Annotated in this window: 14 protein-coding genes; 5 read left to right on the plus strand and 9 right to left on the minus strand. The window is 46.0% G+C overall.

The window, feature by feature from the left end:
- Position 1 precedes the first annotated feature (1 nt).
- Both B5D50_RS14320 and B5D50_RS14325 read left to right on the plus strand, forming a co-directional pair.
- Positions 2–826: a polysaccharide deacetylase family protein gene (locus B5D50_RS14320; RefSeq protein ID WP_078923334.1), complete on the plus strand. Its 825-nt coding sequence runs from the start codon at positions 2–4 to the stop codon at positions 824–826.
- A 20-nt stretch (positions 827–846) separates the two neighbouring features.
- A complete protein-coding gene (locus B5D50_RS14325) occupies positions 847–1,890 on the plus strand; it encodes a tRNA (5-methylaminomethyl-2-thiouridylate)-methyltransferase (protein ID WP_078923335.1) in 1,044 nt (347 codons plus the stop codon).
- Positions 1,891–1,959: 69 nt separating this feature from the next.
- Here B5D50_RS14325 and B5D50_RS14330 read toward each other — a convergent pair whose 3' ends face one another.
- On the minus strand, positions 1,960–2,163 hold the full coding sequence (locus B5D50_RS14330) for a YgaP family membrane protein (RefSeq protein ID WP_078923336.1): 204 nt from the start codon (positions 2,161–2,163) through the stop codon (positions 1,960–1,962).
- A 134-nt stretch (positions 2,164–2,297) separates the two neighbouring features.
- The gene (locus tag B5D50_RS20175) at positions 2,298–2,657 is read right to left on the minus strand and encodes a hypothetical protein (RefSeq protein WP_143594372.1); all 360 of its coding nucleotides are present in this window, start codon (positions 2,655–2,657) and stop codon (positions 2,298–2,300) included.
- Between the two features lie 200 nt (positions 2,658–2,857).
- Here B5D50_RS20175 and B5D50_RS14335 point away from each other — a divergent pair, with 200 nt between their 5' ends.
- Genes B5D50_RS14335 through B5D50_RS14345 form a run of 3 tightly spaced genes read left to right on the plus strand, consistent with a single transcriptional unit; the run spans position 2,858 to position 7,657 of the window.
- On the plus strand, positions 2,858–4,522 hold the full coding sequence (locus B5D50_RS14335) for an AMP-binding protein (protein ID WP_078923337.1): 1,665 nt from the start codon (positions 2,858–2,860) through the stop codon (positions 4,520–4,522).
- 8 nt (positions 4,523–4,530) lie between these two features.
- A complete protein-coding gene (locus B5D50_RS14340; protein ID WP_078923338.1) occupies positions 4,531–6,312 on the plus strand; it encodes a sensor histidine kinase in 1,782 nt (593 codons plus the stop codon).
- The gene (locus tag B5D50_RS14345) at positions 6,305–7,657 is read left to right on the plus strand and encodes a sigma-54-dependent transcriptional regulator (RefSeq protein WP_078923339.1); all 1,353 of its coding nucleotides are present in this window, start codon (positions 6,305–6,307) and stop codon (positions 7,655–7,657) included. Before B5D50_RS14340 ends, B5D50_RS14345 begins: the two co-directional genes overlap by 8 nt.
- Before the next feature lie 139 nt (positions 7,658–7,796).
- On the opposite strand, the gene B5D50_RS14350 is transcribed toward B5D50_RS14345, so the two are convergent.
- From B5D50_RS14350 to pbpC, 7 genes are all read right to left on the minus strand, one after another.
- Positions 7,797–8,192 (minus strand): thiol-disulfide oxidoreductase DCC family protein, encoded by a 396-nt coding sequence (locus B5D50_RS14350; protein ID WP_078923340.1) that lies wholly within the window; start codon positions 8,190–8,192, stop codon positions 7,797–7,799.
- A 90-nt stretch (positions 8,193–8,282) separates the two neighbouring features.
- Entirely contained in the window at positions 8,283–8,780 is a 498-nt protein-coding gene (locus tag B5D50_RS14355) for a cache domain-containing protein (RefSeq protein WP_234975889.1), read from the minus strand.
- 232 nt (positions 8,781–9,012) lie between these two features.
- On the minus strand, positions 9,013–10,314 hold the full coding sequence (locus B5D50_RS14360; RefSeq protein ID WP_078923342.1) for a reverse transcriptase family protein: 1,302 nt from the start codon (positions 10,312–10,314) through the stop codon (positions 9,013–9,015).
- A gap of 4 nt (positions 10,315–10,318) precedes the next feature.
- On the minus strand, positions 10,319–12,139 hold the full coding sequence (locus B5D50_RS14365) for a hypothetical protein (protein ID WP_078923343.1): 1,821 nt from the start codon (positions 12,137–12,139) through the stop codon (positions 10,319–10,321).
- On the minus strand, positions 12,136–18,504 hold the full coding sequence (locus B5D50_RS14370; RefSeq protein ID WP_078923344.1) for a HEAT repeat domain-containing protein: 6,369 nt from the start codon (positions 18,502–18,504) through the stop codon (positions 12,136–12,138). Before B5D50_RS14370 ends, B5D50_RS14365 begins: the two co-directional genes overlap by 4 nt.
- 9 nt (positions 18,505–18,513) lie before the next feature.
- Positions 18,514–21,702 (minus strand): BRCT domain-containing protein, encoded by a 3,189-nt coding sequence (locus tag B5D50_RS14375; RefSeq protein ID WP_078923345.1) that lies wholly within the window; start codon positions 21,700–21,702, stop codon positions 18,514–18,516.
- Between the two features lie 471 nt (positions 21,703–22,173).
- A complete protein-coding gene (gene pbpC / locus B5D50_RS14380; RefSeq protein WP_078923346.1) occupies positions 22,174–24,591 on the minus strand; it encodes a penicillin-binding protein 1C in 2,418 nt (805 codons plus the stop codon).
- Between the last annotated feature and the right edge of the window lie 5 nt (positions 24,592–24,596).

Genomic DNA, 24,596 nt, shown 5'->3' on the forward strand with positions numbered 1-24,596 from the left:
CATGAAGTTTAAGTTAGTGCTAGCCCTAATCGCGGGCTTATTCACGTGGACAGGAATGGCTCAGGCCGTTGACTGTGCCGCTGTTCGAGCGCGTTTTCAATGTGATGCCGCCACCCACTACCCCCTGCATTTAAGTTTTGATGATGGCCCTGCCTTGCAAACGACTGAAGTACTTCAGGTTTTAAAGCAAGAAAAAATCCCTGCAACCTTTTTTGTGATCGCCAATAAAGTCGACTGCCCAGCCCTTGAAAAGCAATGCAAGGCCGAACATGGCTCTAAGATCCAAGCTTGCCTACAGCCTAAGCAAGAGTGTGAGCAACGCCGCCAGATTTTGCTGCAAGCTAAACGAGCTGGGCATGTGATTGGTTCACACTCCTATGAACATTTGCGCTATTCAGAAGTAGAGCAAGGCTTGATGCGTGAACATTTTCGCTTAGCACGGCAAGTACTTGATCCCTATTTGAATACGACACCCCCTCTATTTCGCTTATCTTATGGAGATGGTTGGTTTAACCGTCAGCAACACCCACAAGTCTTAGCAGCGTTGAAAGCAAATGGTTTTCAGCATATTGCTTGGCAGTTGTCCGCCTTTGATTGGGATGAAAATAACCAACAAGGGGATAAAATTCTCACTAATGTGCTGGAGCAAGTGTGTAAGCGGCGACAAGGAGGTGTGGTGCTCTTTCATGATGGTGTTCACGACCAACTGCACACAGGCCGCTTATTTACCACGACGCATTTAAAAGACTGGATTCCTTCCTTGCGTTGTGTGGTGGATTTCAAACCGCTATCTTTCTTCGAAACAGGTTATACTCAGCGCCGTTAAATTCAAGCGGAGTATCGGAGATGGACAGGCAACCGCGCGCTGTTTCACTGATTTCTGGTGGGCTAGATTCTATGCTCGCGACGAAAGCAGTGCTTGAACAGGGTGTGCATGTAGAAGGAATTAATTTCTTCACGGGCTTTTGTGTTGAGGGTCATACCCATGCGATTCGCAAACAAGAGCGCGATAAACCCAAGCGCAATAATTCGCTTTGGGTGGCTGAGCAATTGGGGATCAAGCTCCATATCATTGATATTGTTGAAGACTATAAAGAAGTGGTGCTCAACCCCAAACATGGTTACGGGGCTAACCTCAATCCTTGTCTAGATTGCAAAATCTTTATGGTAAAAAAAGCCAAAGAATGGCTGATCCAACATGATTTCGATTTTATTATCACTGGTGAAGTGATTGGGCAGCGGCCAATGTCGCAGCGTGCTTTTACCATGCCGATTGTCGCAGCGGAATCAGGAGCCGATGATTTATTACTACGGCCGTTATCTGCACAAAACTTACCCGCTAGCCGTGCTGAACGCGAAGGTTGGGTCAAGCGCGAACAATTATTCGGTTTCAGTGGGCGCAGTCGCAAACCACAGATCGCACTGGCCAATCAATGGGGTATTCAGGAGTATGCACAACCGGCGGGTGGCTGCTGCTTTTTAACCGATGCCAATTATTCAGATAAATTACGTGATCTTTGGGCGCATCGCCCGAGCCGCCAGTATGAGCTGGATGATATTATGCTGCTAAAAATTGGGCGGCATTTGCGGCCACGCCCGCATTTTAAAATGATTTTATCGCGTGAAGAAGGTGAAACTAACTTTCTGGAAGGCTATAAAAATGAATTTATGTGGATTAAAACCGCCAGTTGTTCAGGTCCACTGGTTTTGTTGGATGGTGATAATCTGACCGAAGATGATATTCGCTTAGCCGCTGAGTTGGCGGCTCGCTATAGCAAGGGTAAAGATGCAGCTGAAGTGGTATGCAAGGTCGCTCGCCCACGGGAAGACTACACGGAGCTGAGGGTGAAGCCCTTCAGTGAGCCGATTCCAGCGGCATGGTTACTTTAAGCGTACACACTGCCAGTTGATTCAGCTGGCAGTATTCATGCAAGGCGGGTATTTAGCCTCTATTTGCCGCTATTTAAAAGCACAACCCGTTTGAAAGCCCATTTTTTTGAAAATCATCGCAGCTGGGCAGAAGCCTGTGAAAGCAGATTGCAATAAATTCAAGCCTACAAAGCCCGTGAGCCATAACCAATTCATATTGTGATAAACCGCCAGTAATACACTGAGCAGCACGATCACCCCTGCCATGGCAAATACCATTCTGTCTACCGTCATCTTAGTCTCTCTCATGTGTTTGATATTCATTATATTAGAATATAATTATAAAAAGATCTAGACTCAAATCGACGGAGTATCACTCATTGCTAGCCTAGCAGGCTAAGCCCGCCCTCCCCACCGCTTAAATACCGTTAACTCGGGCGACAAACACTCAATTTACGAATTAAATCTTCGACTTCTTCTGGGCTAAGTTTTTTGCCCGCTTTGAGAGCAGGTTCAGACTTAATGGTTTTTACACTAGGAGCGGCTGATTTGGGTTTGGCTCTGACCATTGCTTGTTTGGCCTTCACTGCTTCAGACGAATTAGCCGTATTGTTTACGACGACTTTGGGTTTAGAGGTCTTAGTTAAGGGTGTTGTTTGGGTTTGACTGGGTGTAACGCTAGCTGTAGGTGTGGGTAGGGAACTCTCCTTACTAGTATTGTACATACAACCACTGAGCAGCGTCATGCTCAAGACACTGGCAGAGAATAAGATGTAATAGTTGCGCATTTAACGCTCCCTCGCAGTAAGTAAATTGGGGTGAGTCATCATAACATGTACCTGCAAAATCGTGTTGCTTGCTCGTCAAGCTATCTGTGGTATTCATCCTTTCTTAATGTACTGCAAATTGTCGTTTGCGAGCATAAAATCTACGATATACACTGCCTGAATGTTACATAATTTCAAATACATTAGGGGAGGAGAGCGATATGGAAAAAGTATGGCAACAACACTATCCTGAAGGCGTACCACTAGAAATTGATACGCATATTTATAATTCCCTGCAAGATGTCTTTTTGCAAAGTACCCAGCGTTTTGCTGATTCAACCGCTTATGTTAATTTAGGTAAAACTATTACCTATGCCGAAGTCGAAGTATCAACGGGATATTTCGCTGCCTATTTACGTCATGAGGTTGGCTTAAAAAAAGGCGACCGTATTGCGATTATGATGCCTAATTTAATCCAATATCCCATTGTACTGTTTGCCGCTTTTCGAGCGGGTTTAATCGTCGTTAATACCAACCCTCTGTATACAGATCGTGAGCTCAAGCATCAATTACAAGACTCTGGAGCCACCGCGATTGTTATTTTAGAGAATTTTGCCTCTACTTTAGCTAGCGTATTAGCGGATACCCAAGTCAAGACTGTGATCACGACACGGATCGGCGATATGCTAGGTTTAAAAGGTCATTTGGTTAATTTTGTAGTTAAACATATTAAAAAGATGGTGCCAGCTTTTTCACTACCTACAGCCGTTAGTTTTAAAGAGGCCTTACGTAAAGGCAGGAATCATCCGTTTAAAGATGAAAAGATTGAGCATGAAGATATTGCCTTTTTGCAATATACGGGCGGTACTACTGGAGTCGCTAAAGGTGCGATGCTGACGCATCGGAATATGATCGCTAATTTATTACAGGCCGAAGCTTGGACTGCGCGTGACTTAACTCAGGGTCAAGAAGTTTTTATTACCGCGCTTCCACTTTACCATGTGTTTGCTTTAACCGCTAATGCCCTATTTGCTTGCAAACTAGGCGCAAAAACAATCTTAATTACTAATCCACGTGATTTTCCAGCCTTTGTCAAAGAACTTAAAGCTGAGAAATTCTCTTTTATCACGGGTGTTAATACCTTGTTTAATGCCTTATTAAATACCCCAGGGTTTGATGAGGTTGATTTTTCGGGTTTGAAAGTTACTTTAGGTGGGGGGATGGCAGTGCAAAAAGCCGTGGCAGATCGTTGGCAAAAAACCACCGGATGCGTCCTACTTGAAGCCTATGGCTTAACTGAAACTTCACCGGCGGTCTGTATCAATCCGGTCAATTTGCAAGCCTATAACGGCATGATTGGCTTGCCTATTTCCTCCACCGCAGTGGAAATTCGTGATTTAGAAGGTAAAGTCTTGAAAATCAACGAAGTTGGAGAGCTTTGGGTACAAGGTCCACAAGTGATGAAAGGTTATTGGAATCGTCCTGAAGATACCGCCAAGGTGATTGATGCCAATGGCTGGTTGCGCACCGGCGACATGGGTTTTATCAATGAAAAGGGCTATATCAAATTAGTGGATCGCCTCAAAGACATGGTGTTGGTTTCTGGGTTTAATGTTTACCCGAATGAAGTCGAAGATGTCTTGGTGTCTAATCCTAAAGTGTTAGAGGCGGGGGTGATTGGTGTGCCTGATGGTGCTGCCGGTGAAGCCGTCAGAGCCTTTGTGGTTAAAAAGGATGAAAGTTTGACGGAAGCTGAGTTAATAGCTTGGTGCAAAGAGCAATTAACCGGTTATAAACGGCCGAAATCCATTATTTTTGTTAAAGAACTTCCCAAAAGTAATGTGGGTAAAATTTTACGCCGTGAATTGCGTCATTTAAACCCCTAGGACAATTAGTGATTGGCTTTGCGTTCTTCACTAAAAAGCGGCAGCTTTCTAAAACTACGCTGTTGGGCTTATTCTTATTAGTTGCCGCTTTAGTGATTGTTACCGTTTACTTCTCAGTAAGCTATTCAGCACACACACGCTTACAAGAAAGTGCTAAAAATTATTTAACTCGTCTAACCAGCTCATTAGATGCTGCCTTAGCACGTCATAGTTATCTGCCGATTTTACTTGCACAAGAACCTTTTATTCAAGATTTTTTACAAAAAAAGCCTGAGGCTATTAGCACTGAACAGCTTAATTTATATTTAGAACGCATCAATCAAATTGCAGGTACTTTAGATATTTATTTAATGCTACCTAATGGTGATACAATTGCTGCTAGTAATTGGTCTAAGGAACAGAGCTTTATTGGCAGGAACTTTGCTTTTCGGCCTTATTTTCAAAAGGCGATTCAAGGAGAGTTAGGTCGTTATTATGCAGTTGGCACGACCTCTAATGAGCGCGGCTATTATTTTTCTTATTTAATCAATGCTCAAGATCAGCCTGCTTTAGGAGTAATTACGGTTAAGGTTAATATCGCAGAGATTGAGTCATTTTGGAAATCACAGCGGATTGATTTCTTAGTAACTGATTCAGAGGGTATTGTATTTTTAGCCAGTCAAGATTCTTGGTTATTCAAAACCATCAAACCACTCACTGAACTGCGTCGCCAAGCGATTCGGGAGGTAAAGCGTTATTTAGATTATCCTTTAGAACCCTTAGCTGATTTTCAATGGCCACCCTATCTAGAGGCTGATCAACCTATTTGGTTGCAGGGTAAACATTATTTGCTGGCTGAGCGCAGTATGGAGGAGGCGGGTTGGGAGGTTTATGTTTTATTGGATTGGCAAGAGGTGACTCGCCCTGCAGCAGTTGCCATGATCTTAGCCACTATCCTATGCTTATTGACCAGCTTATTGCTCTTGCTACTATGGAAAAACCAAGCTCAACGTAGGCGTTATAAACAAGCAGTGTTAGAAGCTCTTGAGTCCAAAGTAGAAGAGCGTACCCGCGAATTGCGTTTAGCCCAAGAGGAGCTGGTGCAAGCTGCAAAAATGGCAGCGCTGGGGCAATTATCAGCAGCGATCAATCATGAATTGAATAATCCACTCGGTGCAATTCGGGCCTATGCAGATAATGCAAGTCAATTTTTAGAACGTGGCCACCCTGAGCTTGTTAAAGCCAATCTACAGGAAATTTCTGGACTCACTGAGCGGATGGCGACGATTACTCGGCAATTAAAGATTTTTTCCCGCAAGAGCAGTGGTTGCATTAGTGATTGTCGCTTACAAGTTGCTCTCGATTCAGCGTTTTTGATTGTGCGCCCGAAATTGTCACAAACGACGGTTAGCTTGCATCATCACTATGATACCCATCTCCAATGGGTGCGAGCTGATTTGGTTTGGCTCGAGCAGATTTTAGTGAATTTACTCAGTAATGCGATTGATGCTGCTGCTGAACAAGCGAAAGGGCAGGTTTGGCTCAGTACCGAGCGGGTGGGCAATAAAGTCCGTATTCAAGTCCGTGACAATGGCCCAGGCATTCAGGCACAAAACATGCCGCATTTGTTTGAGCCATTTTTTACGACCAAAGCTTTAGGTAAAGGTTTGGGTTTAGGTTTGTCGATTTCATATCGCTTGGCTAAAGATATGCAAGGTGAATTATCGGCTGAAAATGCACCGGAAGCGGGGGCGATTTTCAGTTTGTTACTGCCCTTAGCGGAAACTTCAATGGAGACGGAAGATGACTAAGCTACTGTTGGTGGATGATGAAAAAATCATTCGGGATTCAGTCGGCCAGTCCTTGCTATTAGCAGGTTTTCAGGTGGAAACTTTTGCCAGTGCTGCTGAAGTCTTACCTAAATTACAGGTAGATTTTGATGGTCTGCTGATTACAGATATTCGAATGCCCGAGATGGATGGCTTAGAGTTGATGGAGCAAGCTCACCAGCGGGATGCTGATTTGCCCGTCATTTTGATTAGTGGGCATGCGGATGTAGCTTTGGCAGTCAATGCCATTCGTGATGGTGCTTATGATCTACTTGAAAAACCCTTTGCTACCAATGAGCTGATTGAAACGGTGAGACGTGCTTTAGAAAAGCGTCGCCTGACTTTAGAAAATCGTGCCTTAAAAGCAGAGCTGGCTGAACAACAAACTCGTTTGGGTCCACGAATTATTGGGCAAGCACCCAGTATTATTGCCTTACGTAAAATGATTGCACGGATCGCCAATGTGGATGCCGATGTATTGGTTTGGGGGGAAACGGGTACAGGTAAAGAATTGGTTGCGCGCTCTTTGCATGAGCAAAGTAAACGCCGTAATCATAATTATGTCGCCATCAATTGCGGCGCGATTCCGGCTAATTTAATCGACAGTGAACTATTTGGGCATGAGGCAGGGGCTTTTACAGGGGCGAAAAGTTTAAGAATTGGTAAATTTGAACATGCTAACGGTGGCACTTTATTCTTAGATGAAATTGAAAGTATGCCAATGACCACGCAAATGCCATTATTGCGCGTGTTACAAGAACGGCATATTGAGCGTTTAGGTTCAAACCAGTTATTACCTTTAGATATTCGAGTGATTGCAGCGACAAAGGTCGATTTAAAAGAAGCTGCCGAGCGCGCTGAATTTCGCCGTGATTTATATTATCGTTTGAATGTGGTGACCTTAGAAGTTCCCCCCTTACGGGCGCGGCGGGAAGATATTCCCATGTTATTTCAGCATTTTATGCTAATCGCTGCCGCTCGCTCCGAACTCGAAGTTCCCCCCTTAGCCAGCAAGGCTTTGCATGTGCTCTTAGGTCATGATTGGCCGGGGAATATTCGTGAGTTACGCAATATTGCTGAGCGTTATGTGCTTTTAGGGGATGCTTATAGCTATGATCTAGCAGCACTCATGAATGCAGGCGGTGTACCTGATGGTTTATCGCTAGCGGATCAAGTGGCCTATTATGAAAAAGCACTGATTGAGCAAACCCTAAATCGCTATAACGGCAATATCAAATTAACGATGGAAGCCTTGGATATTCCACGTAAGACACTTTCGGATAAAATGCGTAAATATGGACTGGAGCGTGGGCAGTTTTTGGAGTGATCGACGGTAGGCTAGCCTCTGCGCCTACTGTAGATCTTCAATACAGGATACAAAATTGGAGCGCAACACCCCCTAAGTAAACTTCAATACAAACCTTAGTTTACCGTTTCTTTTCTGGATACGCCCTAAACACCGTCTGTTACTCAATAAACCGCGCTCGCAAGTCGGGCTTTGGTAGCATACAAACCTCATTCTGCCCAAACCAATGATAGCGATTGCGAGCGATATAATTATAGATCGCATCACGCCAAGGTCTAGGCAAGATTCTCAATACCTCCAAGCCACGCCACGGCCAACGTAAATACTTCGTAACCCGCAAAGCAGCCTCGGAACGAGTGTAAATTTGATCATTTTGTATCAATACAAAGGTTTTCGTGTCAGCAGGATCAAAACCATGAGCCTGCAGCCAGTGCGTGCCTGTTTTGGATTGTAGTGGAGTGAAAAATAAAACGGGGGCGGTTTCGTGTTGCACAATAAAGCGTACCGAAAAAGTACACAAATGACATACACCGTCGAAGATAATCAGATCATTCATCAATGCCAAGCACTTAGGTTTTACTTAGCCTAAAGTTTGCCAGCGGCAGGTTGTAAGTCAAGCCTACAACCCGCTACCATGCACCGAAGCTTATTTCTTTACGTAAACGCCAACACCACAGAAGAAACCTTTAGAGTTTTTAATGATGTAGCTTTTCTTGTCTTGTGGATCAGTGCCACCTGGTAAAGGCCATTTGTAATCAACCCAACCTTTGCCTTCTGCGCTTTTAGATACTTCAACCATTTTTTCGAATGGCTTATCACCGTATTTGTCGAAGCCCAGCATATCTGTGCCGACTAACTCTTGCTTGAGCGCATGTGATAACATTTTGCCTGCTTCATCCATACAGAAGACATACAAGTCTTTTGCTTGGAAACCGCCATCTTTGGCTTTGAAGGTTTCAAAGGCTGCTTCGCCTTTTTCATCCACTAATTTAGCTGCTTTTTCGCTCATGTCTTGAGCTTCAGCCTCAGTACCCATTTCAACCGGAGCGGCAGCTGGAGCCGCTGGTTTAGCATCTTCAGCAACAGCCGATAAACTTAAGGCTAATAAAGCAGCACCGATCACAGTACTTAATGATTTCATCATTGAGATTCCTCTAAGAATAGATAAGCCCATCATTTACAAGACACTCAGAAATGATGGACACAGCGTGCTTAGTCTTTGCACAACGAAGGATTGTAGTTATTTTTTTCGAGATTGCACTAAAAACGAAGAAAAGATTTGTAAAGGAATTGTAAATCTAAAAACTACTATTAAATTTTAGAATTAAATCTTAAATTTCAAGCAATTATATAAGAAATACCTATATAGACATAAATCATATTTCCCCAACTGGCTGTAATTGGTTTAATAAATCAAATCCTAAATCCCGATCAGTCATCGCAATATAGGCTGCATATCCTTTTAAACGTGACAGGCTTTCTCCTGCAGGCAACGCTTTACCTTGATTTAAATTATGGACAGCCGCTCGCATTTGGCGCTTTAGACTGCGCTTTACTCGAGGTGGCTGTGCACCATTCACCACTAACCCCGTTACTGTTTGCACCTCAGCGGGGCGAATGACCCGAGTTTTGCTTAGATTCAAGGCAAAACCCTCCTCACCTAACACCCGTTTAACCGTTCCTAACAAGCGGCTTAGCTCAGGTGGTGCTTGGTTGGTTGCAGGTAAGCTAAAACTCAGGTCATCGGCATAGCGGGTATAACGCCAGCCCGCTTTGTGTGCAAAACCTGTTAAGCGTCTATCTAAACGCAAGCACAAAGCATTGGTTAAGGCAGGGCTAGTCGGTGCACCTTGTGGCAAACAACGCTCAGCGAGGGCGACATAGACCGACTTACCTTCATGCTCAACGAGTTGGCGCGGTGATTCCGTACATAATAGTGCTAACAGGGTGGCAATTTGCTCAGGGTAGCCAGCTTTGCGAAACACTCCTTTCACTCGCCTCCAACTAATAGTCGGGAAAAAATTTTCAATATCAAGTTTCACCAGCACTTGGCTATCACCGTGTTCAGCGGCATTGGTGGCAATTGAACGCCCTGTGATAAAACCGTGCGCTGAGCCATGTACGACTAAACGCTCAAGGATCTCATGCAAAATCCAATGCTGTGCTTGTTTCAATTTCGGCAAAGGCGCCCAAATCGCCCGTATACCCCCACTGCGTTTCGGAATTTCAAAACGGGTATAATGGCTATGGGTACTAACTTCACGCTGATAACACAACCAGCGCAATTCACTCACGGAAAGCTGTAGGGCTTGGCATAATTGTGCCACTTGGGTAATTGCAGGTAATTGATTCTCCAGCAAACGCTGATTGGCATTGGGTGCATCCCATTGATCTTCACTACTATCATCCGTCCAATAGATCCCCTCACCTAAATGCACGATATGCTTAGCCTGATACGCTTGCCATGCTTGTTGACGGAGGCGATTTTGTTCAGCTGCTTCTTTTTTCAGTGCTTGGCGGTATTTTTCGAGTTCCGCCTTGCTCATCTCATCAGTCGGGCGGCGAGTAACTAAAAAGCCATGCTGCTGCAGTTGTTCACGCACATAAGCATTGACGCTGCCAGCCTGTTCAATCGCTTGCCAAATTTGTTCATAACGGTTTGCTTTGTGTTCACTCATACTCTTAGCCCTCAATAAAGCCACTCAGTTCCAATTGTGCGATTTTGCCCAAATACGCCTGCCGCGCTTCTTGCACAGAATTGAAAGCGAATTGTTGTGGTTTGATGTGCTGATTAAGCTCGCGGCTAATCAATAAGCGTTGATGATTTAAAGTTACTTGAATTTGCTCTCGCTGCTGTTGATGGCGGCGAGTAAATAGCCGTGTTTCCTGCGTAATCATGCTCAGATCACGTTTGGCTTGCTGGGCGGCATAGGCAATACGCAAAGCCAATAAATGGCTACAAGCACCGTGGCTCAAACCTTGGGTCATGATTTGATGGCAAGAACAAGACGCTTTACTGATTTGCCCTTCTTCGGTGAGCTTCAGTTTAGCCAGATAGTCGCGCTTATCTTCTTTGACAGTGATAGTGGCAGAAATTTCTATCCCCTCCAGTGGCAGCAGATTGAGCTGCAATTGACTGATGGCTTGTTGCCGTGCTACCAAGTCATAGGCTAATTTCTCAGCGGGGTGGCGAAATTGGAAATGGCTCATATCCAAGGGTTCTTGAGTCAGCGGGCGATAGCGATACACATCATGCGCTAAATCATAGATGACTAAACCTTGCTGGCTCGCTTGTTGCAGTGCGGTACGACACACCAGCTCACTTAACTGCGTGGTGACGACTAACTCTTCTAAGGTGGCGACATAGACTTTTTGTAAGGCAGCCACGACGGTTGTTAACTCAGCCAAAGTTTCACTCCGGCGCGGCAGGAGTAAGTCAAAATTCAAAGCTTGTGACCAATTACTGCTAGTAAAACCCGTGATAGCTAAAGTCAAACTCATCCCTGAACCACCCAAAATCCAGAAACTCGGCAAACCATGCCCCAAGACCTGTACTTCAATGGTTTCAGCAAAAGGTAAAAAGCGTTTTAATAAGCTTAAACGCCGTCTACCCCACAAACGAATCAGTTTCGCTTGCTGACCTTGATACGGCTCGGCACTCCCTTCAATCACTTGATCAGTGGGTTCTAAGATCAAACGTGGCGGCTGATTGGGGACTAATTCAATGCGCAAACCGCGTTTTTTACCTTTGACATCGGCATGCAAGCGCAAATAACGCAGCGCGTTATAAAGATCAATCGGTTTAAGATGGAAAATGTCAGCTGGCAATTGTGCAGCCGATTGCACTTGCAATAAGCCTCGAATCCAAGTTTGTGGTACTTGAATACGTTTTTCGATAATTTCAGTATCAGGCAAGGCCGGCGCTGTTTCAGTTTGGAAATTCACTGCTGTTTTGCCGACCGCAAAATGGGTACTGCGGAAACTGCGAATTTGCTCAAGGCCTTGTGCAAGCTCTGGGCTAAAGTCGATATGAGTGGTACCGAATTGAAGCTTGCCTTGGGTTTCAAACAAATCTTGATCCAAGGCTAACGCGGCATAACAAGCTTCATCTTTGCTAAATACTTCTAGAAAAAGGCCGTCTGGGTGCACGCTAATAATCGGGTCAAGCATCAGCCAAGCTTGTGGGTCATTGCGTAATAGCCAATCAAAGTAGGCTCGATAAGCTTTAGCTAAGCCTTGATGCCGAGCGCTGCGGCGCATTTGCATAAAAGCAAGATAAGCAGTACGGTCTTTAGGTATATAACGATAATCACTGCTAACAATCGCAAACAAAGTCGCCAAACCCTCGCGGAAGGCCAATGGCTGTTTAACTTTGCCCGCAAATTGCACCTCATCACGCTCTAAATGTGTCAAGAGCTGCACGGCATCTGCATGAAAATCGCTGGGCTGCTGATAGCGCAGAGTAAAGCTTGCAGTGGCTCGGGCTTGATTCTCAGTATTCATGCAGATACTCCCGTGGAGGCTTTGGCTTGGCTGCGTTGCCAGCGACGTAAAGCACGATAAGCTGCCTTGCTAATATCCTCATCCTTAGCCGCTGTTTTAATCTGTTGTAAAGCCACTTCGGCGTTTGGGGTGCTCATCCGTGCCAATCCCTCAATCGCGCCTAACCGCAAAGCTTCTTGTTGCTGTGGATCATTAGCAATCTGCGCAAGGCGGGTGACTGCTTGTTTGGCAATCAATAAAGGTAAGACTTGAGCTTGGTGTGCAGGGCTGGCCGCTGCTGCCGATAAAGCTTGGGTAAACCTATCTTGCAATAAGGTTTCGGGTTGAGTGATTAAGCGTTGCCAATCAAGTTCGGCTTTAGGTTGATGTTTTGCAAGCAATTGATTAGCTAAACGACTGACTTGTAACACAGCTGAGCTTTGTAAACTCACGAGTGCTCCTAGCACGGGTTGTTCACTGAGCTTAGCGACTGCTAATAAAGCGGTCAGAATCTGTATCTGGAAACCACGCTCAGCTTTATTTTCGGTCGTCAGTAATTGTAATAAACGGGCAGGGTGTAAATGGTGCTGCACCAAAGTCCATAATAATTGTGCTAGCGTTTTAGCTAAAGCCTGTTCAGTTTGTTGGCGCTCACTCTCAGTTGGCTTCTGCTCAAGGCGCTGATAGGCGCTTTGCCAGCGGGTAAAATAAGTATCTAACGCCTGCTCTAAGCTCCTAGCTAACGAGGGCGATAGCTGCGCCCTACGCCCAATGAGGCGTGCGATTAACTCGACGACCTCAGGTTTATTCGCTGCGAGTAACGCGGGTAAGGCCTCGACTGAATAATCAGAGCGATTCAGCAAACCCTGTCCTATTTGAGCGAGGATCTTAGGTTGATCGGTGGCTTGATGCGGATAATCCGCCCCGATTAACTCCAATAATTGAGCGGTGGGGGCGGTCTTAATCACTCGAGCGACTAACTTAGGATCAAGCTCAGGGAAATGGCCTTGCAATAAAGCATAATCCACAGCACTTGCGGTATTTGCCTGCACTTTCCACAAGCGATTCGCCGTATTCAAGGCTTCGGCAACCCGCTCTGGCTCACTGGCCTCTTCACGCAGTATTTTTAGCAAAAACTCACGAGTCGTTTCAGTATCACGATATTGCAGCAAGTAGATGGCATGGACACGATCAGCAATAGAGTGGCTGTTATCGGCAGCATAGGCCTGTACTAAAGCCCAAGCGGCTTGAGTATTTAGCCAGCGCAAACCATTTAAAGCATGCTTGTTTAGCTCAGAGAAATACTCGGCATTCAATAAGCGGGTTTTAATTTGTTTAAAAATATGCTCGCCTCGCTCACCTTGACCCAAGTGACCCATCGCTTCAAGTGCCACTTCATGGAGGTAATGCTCCTTATCTTCAGCCAGCTGCATTAATTTATCTAAAGCACGCTCATCACCGGATTTGCCTAAGGCTAAGGTCGCTCGTTGGCGGAAGGCATCATTTTTCTGATAATCCAAAGCAGCCATCAGAATACTAAAACCCTGCTGATGTCCACTATTCGCCAAGCCTTCAGCGGCTAAAAACTGCAGATCTAAATCTTTATGCGCCAGCATGGTCAGTAAGCCATTGACTTGCCCTGCACGCTTCCAAGCCCGATAGGACATCGCTTGTAAAATAGGCTTTAATTGCCCCGTATCCAGCACAGGTAAAGCGTTTGCCAACGCTTGATCTGCCGCTTTGCTTTGTACCCAACCCAGTGCATCCGCTAACTCGCTAGCCTCCTGTAAATAATTCAGTCGAATCAAATGATTGAATAATTGAATAAGCAAGTCTTCATGGCGTGGAAACTGTTGGGCTAACCAGGTTTGATCGGCAGCTTCATCTTGATAATCTTCAATGCGCTGATCGAAACCTGTAATCCTTGTCAGTGCCTTGATCAGTGCTTTGGCTTGTTTAGGCTGTTGCTCCAAGCGCTGCAAGAGTGGCTTGAATAGGGTGATAGGGCGTTGGCTGGCAATGACTTCATAGCTTAGATTGATTAATTCCTTAGCGAGGTATTCAGTATTCAGATAATTGAGCAGCCAGTGTGCAGGTTCAGCACTCGGCAGTCCACGCATAGCCGTTAAGACTGCCGCCTTTTGGGTTTCTGTACCCCGATTAAATAAACTGATTAAAGCCTTTAAAGCTTGTGGATGATTATGTTGTGCCAAGGTTTCGGCGGCTTGCAACGCCACGGCCATCAGGCTATTCATGCTGGCCTCGACCAATAAAGCGGGTACAGCTGCCTCGGTATAGTGTGCAGCTAGCTCCTGTACTATCTGCACTCGCAAGCTCGTAAAATTAGATTGCAGGGCATCAGGGGCTGCTTTCACTAACCCAAGATCCGTGCTGTATAGTTTCCATGCCTCAGGAGCGAGCAGTTCGTGATTGCTACCGATAAAGGTTTGTAATAACTGCTGGGCTTGTGGGCGGGGATAATGCTTGATTAATAGCTCTAACCCCTTGCGCGCTATATCAGCACGTGGCGAAGTGGTGGCGGTATGACCGAGCAAAGCCCAATCCACCTTCATGGTTTGCAGCGTCTCAAAAGCAAATAAGCGTAGCTCAATCTGCTCATGATTCAGCAGGGTAAGGAAGCTACTGACCACACTAGCCTGTAAACTTGTATCGCGCTGTGCTAAGTCTTGCAAACTGCGGAGTGCTTTTAAGCGTAAACTTAAGACATCATGACGGATTGCGGGTGGATAGTCTTGACGTAGCAAGCCTAAATAAGCACCGAAGGCACGTTGATTCCAGACGCTTTGTAGTGGCTTAGCGGCAGCTAGAGTTAGGCTGTTGGTTGTAGCGTGTTTAATTTGAGTGGCAAAACGCTGAGTGAAAGCTGCGTATTCCAATTGCCATGCTTGACCTGTCATGCCAGCCGGCAAGCGCACTAATAGAGCTAGCAAATAAGCTTTTAACTGCCCACTACCATAAACCAAAACGGTCGCGATTTGTTCCAAGTTAGCCCTATCAAACGGCCAGCACTTGTCCTGATCTTTGCTATCCCTACCTTGTTGCTGCTTGAGCCATTGCTCTAAATAGCCCCAACGCGCTGCTTCATCGCTATAGCGCACGAGTAGATCAGCACAGAATTGCTGTAAATCGGGCTGATTTATACTCAAAGCCCAAGTACTTAAGATCGGCTCGGCACTATACAATAAAAACTCATGACTCGCCAACGCCAACACCGCAGGAATCAGGCTAGACGACTCTTGTAAAAATCGTTGCAGATTGAGTGGTGTCGCCGTTTCTAATGCTAATTGGGCGGCTAAGCGTTGCGATACATTTAATTGTTGCTCAATGAGTTGGCGGTCTGCCAAGACGGCTTTGGCCTGTGGCTGACCTAATAGGGCTAAGGCCAATCCGGCATGAGCACGTACCACTGGGCGCTCATCGGCTTGCCATGCTAACAAGCTAGGCAACTGGTCGATACTGGCCACATCCGGTAAAGCTTTAGCCGCTGCCGTTACCAAAGCGGGATATGGTGCTTGTAAATAGCGCTGGATCGTCGGAAATGCAGATGGAGCAGCGGTCAAGCCAAGGCCCGACAAAGCCTGTGCAGTCGTGCGCAACCAATGATCTTTTGCGGGTTTGAGCGTCGGTTCAGGGCGTGCTAGCAAAGCTTCCAAAGTCGTCAATGCGGCTGGCTCGCCCCATTTGGCTAACGCATGCGCAGCGGTGACTTGTACCTCATCATACGGACTGCTTAAGGCAGGTAATAAAGCCGTTCGTTGGTCAGCGTCGACCAATAATTGGATGGCTAAATTCCGCAGGTGCTCATGCTCACTCTTTAATAAAGTCGGTAAATGGGCTTGGTTGGCTTGGCTAGGGTGATTCTGGATATAATCTAAGGCCGCTCTTTGCACATCCAAAAACTGACTACTGACCGCTCTCGCTAAGACAAGTTGTCGATCAAAGCGTTTCTTTTCAGTTAGGGCAAAGCACAAGGCCTCAGTCCGCACGCTCGCAAAACTATCATTCAATAGCTCTACTAACAATTGCTCAACCCAAGCGACCACAGGTAGTACACGGCTGGTTGCCATTAGCTCATTTAAAACTTCACGATGCAGATTTTCATAGCGGCTGTTGAGTAATAAGCGCAGGGTCGGGAGCATCGAGCCGCCTAATTGTCGATTTAAACAAGCCTTAAATGTTTCTTGGCGAATAGGCTCAAAAGGATCATTTAAAGCGATTGGTAATAAAGACAGAGCAGGCTCAGACTCAACCAAATTATCCAGCAGGCTTTTTAAACTACGGGCATGAATATCTTGATGTTGGGAGGCAAAACCACGTTCAACAGTTAAGAGCGCATTGGCTTGTAGTTTTTGTAAAGCCGTAAAGGCGGCATCCCTGACTTCTGGCGCTGGATCATTCAGGAGAATTTCTAAACTGGGGATACTGTCTGCTTGATTTAACCAAGCAAAAGCCCGCCCGACCCCGGCGCGAATTGCCACGCTGGAGGCTTGGCTTAAGACTAGCAACATTCCGAAAGCACGTTGGTCTTGCAGTACCGCTAAGGCAAAGGCTGCTAAGAAGCTAATATCTGCATGACGGTTACTCATGCCTTGTAGCAAGACATTATAATCAGCAAACTCCAGTGACTTAATGAGTTTTGCAGCCTCTTTTTGAGTTGTTTTGTGAGTCTTGACCGGTTTAGCGGGGTGGGTGCTAAGTAATTCAAAATCCTCTAATTCTTGCAATTGTCGGGCTAAATCAGGTTCAAGCGCCTTCAAAACTTGGGTCAGTTGGGTTTGGCTTAAAATCGCCACTAAAAATGCAGTGTGACGGAGCTTGGCATCTTGGTCGGCCTGAGCGAGCAATAAGGCACGTTGCACCTCCAAATCCTGCAACAGTTGGCGCTGATATAAACGAATTAAAGCAGCACTTTGCAAATCGGGATGGGCGACCTTGAGTGCTTGCAAAGAAGCTTTTGGTGACAAACCATAAATAGCTTCTAATAAGCTCAAAGCATATAAACGCAAACTCGCCTTTGGATGGCTGAGTGCTTGTACTAGTATTTGCTCAGCACGAGGCTGATCTTTGGCAAGGGTTGCTAATGCAGTTAAAGCTTGCTTGCCAATATCCAGTTGACGGGTAGCGAGTGCGCGTTCATAAGGCTGTAGATCATCTATTGCAAGCTGACTGACCCAAGCTTTAAACGCTTGTTGGCGCACGGTGTCATGGCGTGTGTCTTGGGTGGCCGTTGCTAATAAACTCAAAGCACGAGGATGTTTGGACTTGGCAACTAATTTAATCAGTTGCTCGCGTAGGCTACGATCTTGTTCTTGCTTAAGCTGGTTATCTAATAAATCAAAGGCAGGTTTATCATTGTATTCTGCTAACAAATTTAACGCTTGTTCACGCTCTTGCGGATCGCTTCGTGAAGCCAGTTCTTTGGCTAAAGCATAGCCGTCATGAATCACGAGTTTGATTTCGCCAAGCTTTTCTTCCTCGGTTAAACTCACAACCCGCAAAGAAGCATCCGTACCAGCAACCAATAAGGCTGGCTTAGCCAAATAGTCGATCAAACCTAGAAAGGCAATATTAGCCAAACCTTGTTTTAAGGTAGTTGGCTGCCCACCACTATACGCCCACGCTTTCAGACTTTTATCAGCTGCCCCGGTGAAAAGTCGCTCTTTACCCAGTAATAGGGCGGTAATGGGGGCTTCATGATGGTTAGTTTTACCTTTATCGACGGGTTGTAAACGCCCATATGCATGCGTGAGAAATAACTTTTTATCTGCTCCGGCGGAATAGAACTGTAAGTTATTCGTGGCAAATAACAGGGCTGTCACTTGACCTTGATGCACTGCACCTTCGCTCGCTAAGCTTAAGTCATTAGTGGTTTCGGCGTGATAAACAGCAATATGCCCATTACGAAAACCAAGCACCAAAGATAAACCATCGAGACTCGTTGCCAGCGTGGTCGCAGCCTCGGTCAGCTCAAAGCATTGGGTCAGCTGCTGAGTGGTTAAATCAAGAATGCTAAGTTGTTTGGCTTGTAACACCGCCAAGCGCTGGTGCGCTAATAAGCCTAACCCTAAGACGCTGCTCGCACTAAAATCGACCGTACCGACGGGTTGAACTTTGCCTTCTTTAAAAGCACTACTATAAAGTTTGCCATCCGTACCTGAGAGCCAAAGCTGTTCGGTATTGCCAACTAAAGCCGTTGCACTGCAGGGTAATAACTCGCATTGTAGTTGGGTGTTTTCCGTACTGGTGTTTAACCGATAGAGTTCCGTCGCTTGGTTTTCAGGATGCTGAGTGACAAAAATGCTGTGTGCGCCTTGACTCAATAAACCCTGAATTTGACCACGATAAGCGTGAAGTAGATGAATCATAGTGCTTCCTTATATCGCAAGAGCAGGGTGAGCAGCGTGCAAGCGGGTCACAGCCACTAAGCAAGCTGCTTGCTCCATACGGCCAGTTGAGCGTGTGAACTGCTGCAACAGTGGGAGCACCAAGTGTGCAAACTCAGCATCTTCTAACCCCAGATCACGGAAGGTTTCAATCAAAGCTTTTTTAGCTTGGCTGGCAGATAAGGGTTTGAGGCGTGTAGTTACAGGCTCAGCCCGAGTCCGTCCGGGCGGTAGTTCATACAACCAGCGACGTAATAATTGTTGTAAGGCAGGTTTATCTGCAGGTAAATGCTCCGGTCGCTTCGGTAAGCCCGTACCGAGATTTTTCAAAGCCTCTGCGCGTTTAGCTTGATCACGGGTACTTAAATTCGCCAGCACCGGTAGGCTAGGTTTCCAATGAGCCGTCGTGGCATAACGACGATATAATGACCATAATATCCGCACCACCCAGCTGCGTAATTCTCGATCTGGGCTTTCGGTCAGTTGGAAGAGGGCTTCAGGTAACTGAAATTTTTCATGCTGCTGAATCAGTTGCATCCCCAATTGACGGGTCGCTGCTGAGCGTGCCTCACAAAAGCTATACACATCGCCAGCGGGTAATTGGCTGGCATCCAAGCGATAACGCCGATTTTCCATGCTCGCCTCTTCCGTGAGTGCCTTCCTAACGAACTCACGTACATCACCATATTTGGATTCAGTCAAAGCCAATAAATCGGCCACTTTCGGTGACCATACGGCAAACTCGTATTGGGCATAATCCAAGGCCAGCTGGCGTAGTGCCGGATAGGCATGATTAAACAAAGGCTTAAACTGAGCAAAACTGGCAAAGCTTGCTGGAATTTCAGCACCCGGGTCGACGGGTCTATCGGTCAGTTTCAAACATAAATCAGGATGGTGATAGCGCAGATATTGAATCGCAAATTGGCTCATCGGCGTGTCAGGCTTATCCACAGCCATCGCCCATAAGGTTTGACAACCTGCGAGCACCGCATCAGCTGAGAATTCGCGCTGCTCTCCCACAAGCATTTGTAAGAAAGCCGTCTCAGAAATGATTTTAATGCTTGCCCCAGCCGCAATGAGCTTTTCTGCGCTCACTTGTTTGCTGCCTTTGCGACCATTGCCGTACAGGGGCGAACCTTCGTCACCAATCACTAAATAATCGAGCTTGGCAGTCACACTACCTGCATTTTTACCCTTAGCCGCCGTGACTTTCGTCTCTGCTTCGCCCCGAGTCATGGTGCTAAGTTTGCCAGTGAATAAGAAAGTCTTACTCTGTAAATCAATCGTTTTCTCGGTCGCGGTGGTAACTGAAGTGGTGGCTGTTGTTGCAGCGGCTGGTTTGGGCGCGAAATCAGCTGGGGTAAAGGCTTTAATCATTAATTTCACAGCAAAATCGTGATAAGCCGCCTCTTCACGATTGACTAGCCTCATCAACCACTCAAAGCCTAAATCTGCCGGTGAAAAGCGCCGAACATCCGCGAGCCAGCCGCGTACTTGCTCCGCTAAATGCGCATCAAAATGCAAACTCTGCGCCCAAGGCCAAGGCGCTTGGCGCAAGCTTTGAATAAAGGGATGAGCATACCAATCTGCTTCGTAGGCCAAGGCTTGATAAAAATCGAGGGGCAATTGACGGGCTTTCAGCACATCGTTTTGTAGCCATGTTCGTAAGCGCCCAGTCAAGAAGGGATTAAATAGCGCGGTTTGAAGAAAATTCGGTGATAGTTCTTGTAAATCTAAGGCCGCCAACTGATCAAGCGCGAACTCAGCCAAGGCATAATGCTCTGCATGACTCGGATCTAATTGCTCTAACACTGCCTGAAAATAAGCACTACCTAAAGTTTTGAGCGGATATAATTCTAATAAATATTGCTTAGTAAATCTAAACCCAAGATTTGAACTTAAACTGAGTGACTGAAACCATGCGGGGGTTAATTCTTTGCGCCCAAATTGTTGCCGTAAATGAGCCTCAGCAAACTCATAATAATGATCCAAGGCCAATAATTGCCCCCACGCCTCCAAGCCAATGTCACGGCGTGCATCTCGCTCGGAAATCAGTTGGCGAATTAATTGAATTAATTCAGGCTGAGTTTTTAGGGCTAAGCGTAATAATGTATCTAGGGGTAAATCGCGGGCATGGGCTTTTACATAGTGAATCGCGTAATTCAATGCTTCGCTGTCTTGTGACTCCAATAAACTCAAAACAACACTATGCAAACCCAAGGCACGGAATTGTTGTTGCTCCAGTTTGGGTGAATTTTGGAGTAACCAGACCATGAAATTATCAACTGAGGGGCTAGACACCGGTAAATGAGCTAAATCAATCAGCCATTGCGCCTCGACATCACGCAACTTGAGTTTGAAATCCGTCTTTAAGGCTGTGCAGGCATAGTGACGAATCGACTCAGCTTTTGCCATGCCTAATAAGCGAAAGAGTGGCTCAGGAACACGCTGCCAAGTTTCTTTAAAAGCACGCTTATCTAAGCGATTGGTTTTCGGTGAGATATAGCCAAAACTAGCCGAACCATAAGCCTGAGTTTCATGGTAAAAAATATGCTTAGCTATCCAAGTTTGCTGCCAATCCGTATCATCTGTATATGCCGCCAAGAAATGAGTAGCCGCTTCTGGATAAACGGCAGGCAAAGTTTGCCCAAGCTTACGTAAATAACGCCAAGCACGACGGCGCATGTACAAGAGTGTGGCAAGGCTAAATTCGGGTTTCGCGGTGCTATCACAACGGGCAGCAATTGCCCCTAATAGTTGATAATCATTGTTCGCTTCAGCTGCTTTAAAAATATGCTTGAGCGCCCGCCAAGGGCCATAAATTAACGGGAGTTTAGCAATCAGTTCCAATAAAACTTGACGGGCATAGAGACTATTATCAGTCCACAAGAACAGAATAATTTTATGCACATTTAAGCGCTCAGCTAAAGGTAACTCAGCATTAGGGGCTTCTAATAAAGCTAATTGCTCGATGCGCCATGCTTTTTGTTCTTCAGCGGGTTTAGCTAAAAAGCTAGTGCTCGACAGGGTTACAATAAATTTCTGGAAACTGAGAGCTTCGGCACGGATCGGCTGATCAGGAATAGCGTCCGGTTGATTGACTAGGGCAAGTATATAATCGACTAAAGCAGGGTCTTTTAAGTGCCATGCTGTTTCAAGGTCAGAAAGAGTAAGGTGCACGGATTTTGCCCCCTGCTTTATAAAAATAAAATGGTGAAGATGACAGTGGTTATAAATCTAAGCAGCATGGATGGATGTTATTATCTGAGCTTAAATAAAATGAAGGGGATGGATCATCCCCTTACTGTCGTTGAAAAATCTACCTTAATACCTGGTACATGGAAGACTCACTGACTCGCGCCCTAGATAACGTACCGGAGTGGGTACGAAATTGCGGCGGCGCGATTGACCCAGCTCGTACCCACTCCGGTACGTTATCTAGGGCAATAGCGAGGCTGAAACAGTCTTCCTTGTGTTGCAATGCTCGGTTTAATGCACAGGTGGCGCAACGCCAACCGGATCCGAAGATCAAACGCTAGACTTTTCACAGGTCAAATTGTAGTCGATACGCTTAAAAAAACAACGGTTAATTAATTTTATTTATTAGTACTTAAGTTTGAATTAATTATCTAGATAACTAACTATTTATTTTTACTGCGATTTATCCTCATGTACTAAGACCTCGAATTGGCGTTCGATGCGCTGCCCTGATTCGTCAACGACCGCTAGTCGGTGCTTACCTGCGGCTGGCTGCACGGCCATTTGATGAAAACTTTGGGTAGTCCCTAAAAATTGATTATCCAAATGCCAATACAAAAGTGCCTCAGGATGGGTCGGGACTGCCCGAAAGATCACCTCTCCTAATTTTCCGTCTAGCTCACGTGGTAAATAAACTTGTGTTGCCTCCTGTGGATAAACCACACTTAAAGCCTCTTGTTGATGACCAAGGTCAGCCACACAGTCAGGACGCCACGGCGGTAGAGGCTGATAATCAGCATGATACTGTTTATAATAATAGGCTTGATCCGGGGGTAACACGAACCAGTCTCGAGCTTGCATCTTGCTAATGGACTCGCATTCGCTATTGACTCGCCATTGTTGTGATGCATCCAAATAAATACGTTGGTGATAGGGGGTCATCCGTGAAAAATGGCTACCCAGAGGAATTTTCACCCGTTTAGTTTGGCAAAATCCATTGCTGAGATAACCATCATTACGACAGATATTCACCTCGGTCAGTTGTGCCTCAGGGCTTGAAAACCAAGCTCGGCCTAGAGGTAAAAAATTAAAGGTATTAAATAAAATGGGAGCAGCCGTTTGTGTTCCAGTTAAACTCGCACGCCCTTCACCATTCGCATTCCCGACCCAAACACCCACCGTATAATCCGGTGTCGTACCAATCGCCCAAGCATCACGTTGCCCATAACTCGTCCCAGTTTTCCAAGCAACTTTGCGGCTACTACTAAACTTATCCCAATAACCTTCATCACCGGGACGCGCTAAATCTAAGAGTGAATCTAAAGTCAGCCAAGCCGTAGCCTTAGACAAGGTAGCAATACGCCCAGAATCAGCTATTTCTGTTTGTAAGCGCCGACCTTGTTGCCAATAGGCCTGCTTGATAGTGGATGTTTGCGCCAAATGTGCGAGATTGGCATAAGCAACCGTCAACTCCCATAAAGAGGTTTCTGCCCCACCTAAGACCAAACTCAGACCATAGTGTCGAGCTGAGCGCTGCAGATGTTGAAAACCCATCTGGCGTAAATACATCAAGAAAGGATCAACACCCCGCAAGCTCAATAGATTCACAAAAGGGATATTTAAAGAGCGGGCTAAAGCTTCACGAGCACTGACTGCACCATGATATTGGCGATTAAAATTTTGGGGGGTAAAACCCGTATAATTCACAGGTACATCAGCAATTAAGGAGTCTGGCAGCAGCATGCCTTGCTCCAACATATCCGCAAATAGCAAAGGTTTTAGCGTACTGCCTGAGCTGCGCGGACGCTGGATCAGATCAATTGCATGCCCTAGCTCAGCACGATAGTCTCTATCTGGGCGATTACCAATATAAGCCAAAGTAGCTAGGCTATGATTATCGAGCACTAGAATCGCCAAATTTTGAATACCTTCGAGGGCTAATTGATCACCCGTGCGTTGCGCGAGGGTAACGAGCTGCTGTTGTAAATTAGCGTCAATAGTCGTCTGAAAGCGCTCACCTTGCGGGTAACTAGCAGCTAAGGTATCCAATAAATGCGGAGCTAAACGGGGCAATAAATGGGGGGCTTCGGGTAAAGGCTCAGCCATCGCTAATTCATAATCTAACTTGGATAAAACCTGCACAGTATATAAGCGGGCTAATAACCGATTTCGTTTTTGCAAAAGCTGGGTGCGATTTCTGCCCGGATGGATAAGCGCCGGATTATTCGGCAACACCGCTAGGAGGGCATGCTCTGCCCAAGACAACTGTTCAGGATCACGCGCAAAATAACGCCAAGCGGCGGCTTCTAAACCAACGACATTACCACCAAAAGGCGCATGGCTTGCATACAGTTGCAGAATCTCAGGTTTGCTATATAAAGACTCCAAACGCCAAGCACGAAACATCTCGACGATCTTTTCAGGCAAGGTCCGAGGTGGATTACCTCTGGCTAAGCGAATTACCTGCATACTTAAAGTACTAGCACCACTGACGATCCGTTGCTGGCGAAGATTGTCATACGTGGCACGGATCAGAGCGAGGAAATCCACGCCACTGTGGTTTTGAAAGCGTCGATCCTCAAATTGAGTCAAAGCGATGGTAAATTTATCCGGGACTTTTTCAATCGCAGGAAAGCGCCACTGTCCGTCGTCTGCAATATGTGCACTTAATAAGCGCCCTTGTCGATCTAACAAAATCTGGGCATGGGTTTTGGCAAATAAGGGACGTGGCAGACTGTCAAAATACCACCACCATCCACCGACGAGTAAACCACCCAAGAATAATAAGCTGAAGCAAAACTTGGCTAGGGTTCGACCTTGAACCCTAGCCAAGGATAAGGGTAAGAGTGGTAAGCGTGGTAGTTGAGCCATGACTT

The sequence above is a fragment of the Thiothrix eikelboomii genome (assembly GCF_900167255.1).
Lineage (GTDB): Bacteria > Pseudomonadota > Gammaproteobacteria > Thiotrichales > Thiotrichaceae > Thiolinea > Thiolinea eikelboomii.

Excerpts from the sequence above, each read along its gene's own strand:
- B5D50_RS14320 (WP_078923334.1), top strand. The coding sequence starts at position 2 with ATGAAGTTTAAGTTAGTGCTAGCCCTAATCGCGGGCTTATTCACGTGG.
- B5D50_RS14325 (WP_078923335.1), top strand. The coding sequence starts at position 847 with ATGGACAGGCAACCGCGCGCTGTTTCACTGATTTCTGGTGGGCTAGAT.
- B5D50_RS14330 (WP_078923336.1), bottom strand. The coding sequence starts at position 2,163 with ATGACGGTAGACAGAATGGTATTTGCCATGGCAGGGGTGATCGTGCTG.
- B5D50_RS20175 (WP_143594372.1), bottom strand. The coding sequence starts at position 2,657 with ATGCGCAACTATTACATCTTATTCTCTGCCAGTGTCTTGAGCATGACG.
- B5D50_RS14335 (WP_078923337.1), top strand. The coding sequence starts at position 2,858 with ATGGAAAAAGTATGGCAACAACACTATCCTGAAGGCGTACCACTAGAA.
- B5D50_RS14345 (WP_078923339.1), top strand. The coding sequence starts at position 6,305 with ATGACTAAGCTACTGTTGGTGGATGATGAAAAAATCATTCGGGATTCA.
- B5D50_RS14350 (WP_078923340.1), bottom strand. The coding sequence starts at position 8,192 with ATGAATGATCTGATTATCTTCGACGGTGTATGTCATTTGTGTACTTTT.
- B5D50_RS14355 (WP_234975889.1), bottom strand. The coding sequence starts at position 8,780 with ATGATGAAATCATTAAGTACTGTGATCGGTGCTGCTTTATTAGCCTTA.
- B5D50_RS14360 (WP_078923342.1), bottom strand. The coding sequence starts at position 10,314 with ATGAGTGAACACAAAGCAAACCGTTATGAACAAATTTGGCAAGCGATT.
- B5D50_RS14365 (WP_078923343.1), bottom strand. The coding sequence starts at position 12,139 with ATGAATACTGAGAATCAAGCCCGAGCCACTGCAAGCTTTACTCTGCGC.
- B5D50_RS14370 (WP_078923344.1), bottom strand. The coding sequence starts at position 18,504 with ATGATTCATCTACTTCACGCTTATCGTGGTCAAATTCAGGGTTTATTG.
- pbpC (WP_078923346.1), bottom strand. The coding sequence starts at position 24,591 with ATGGCTCAACTACCACGCTTACCACTCTTACCCTTATCCTTGGCTAGG.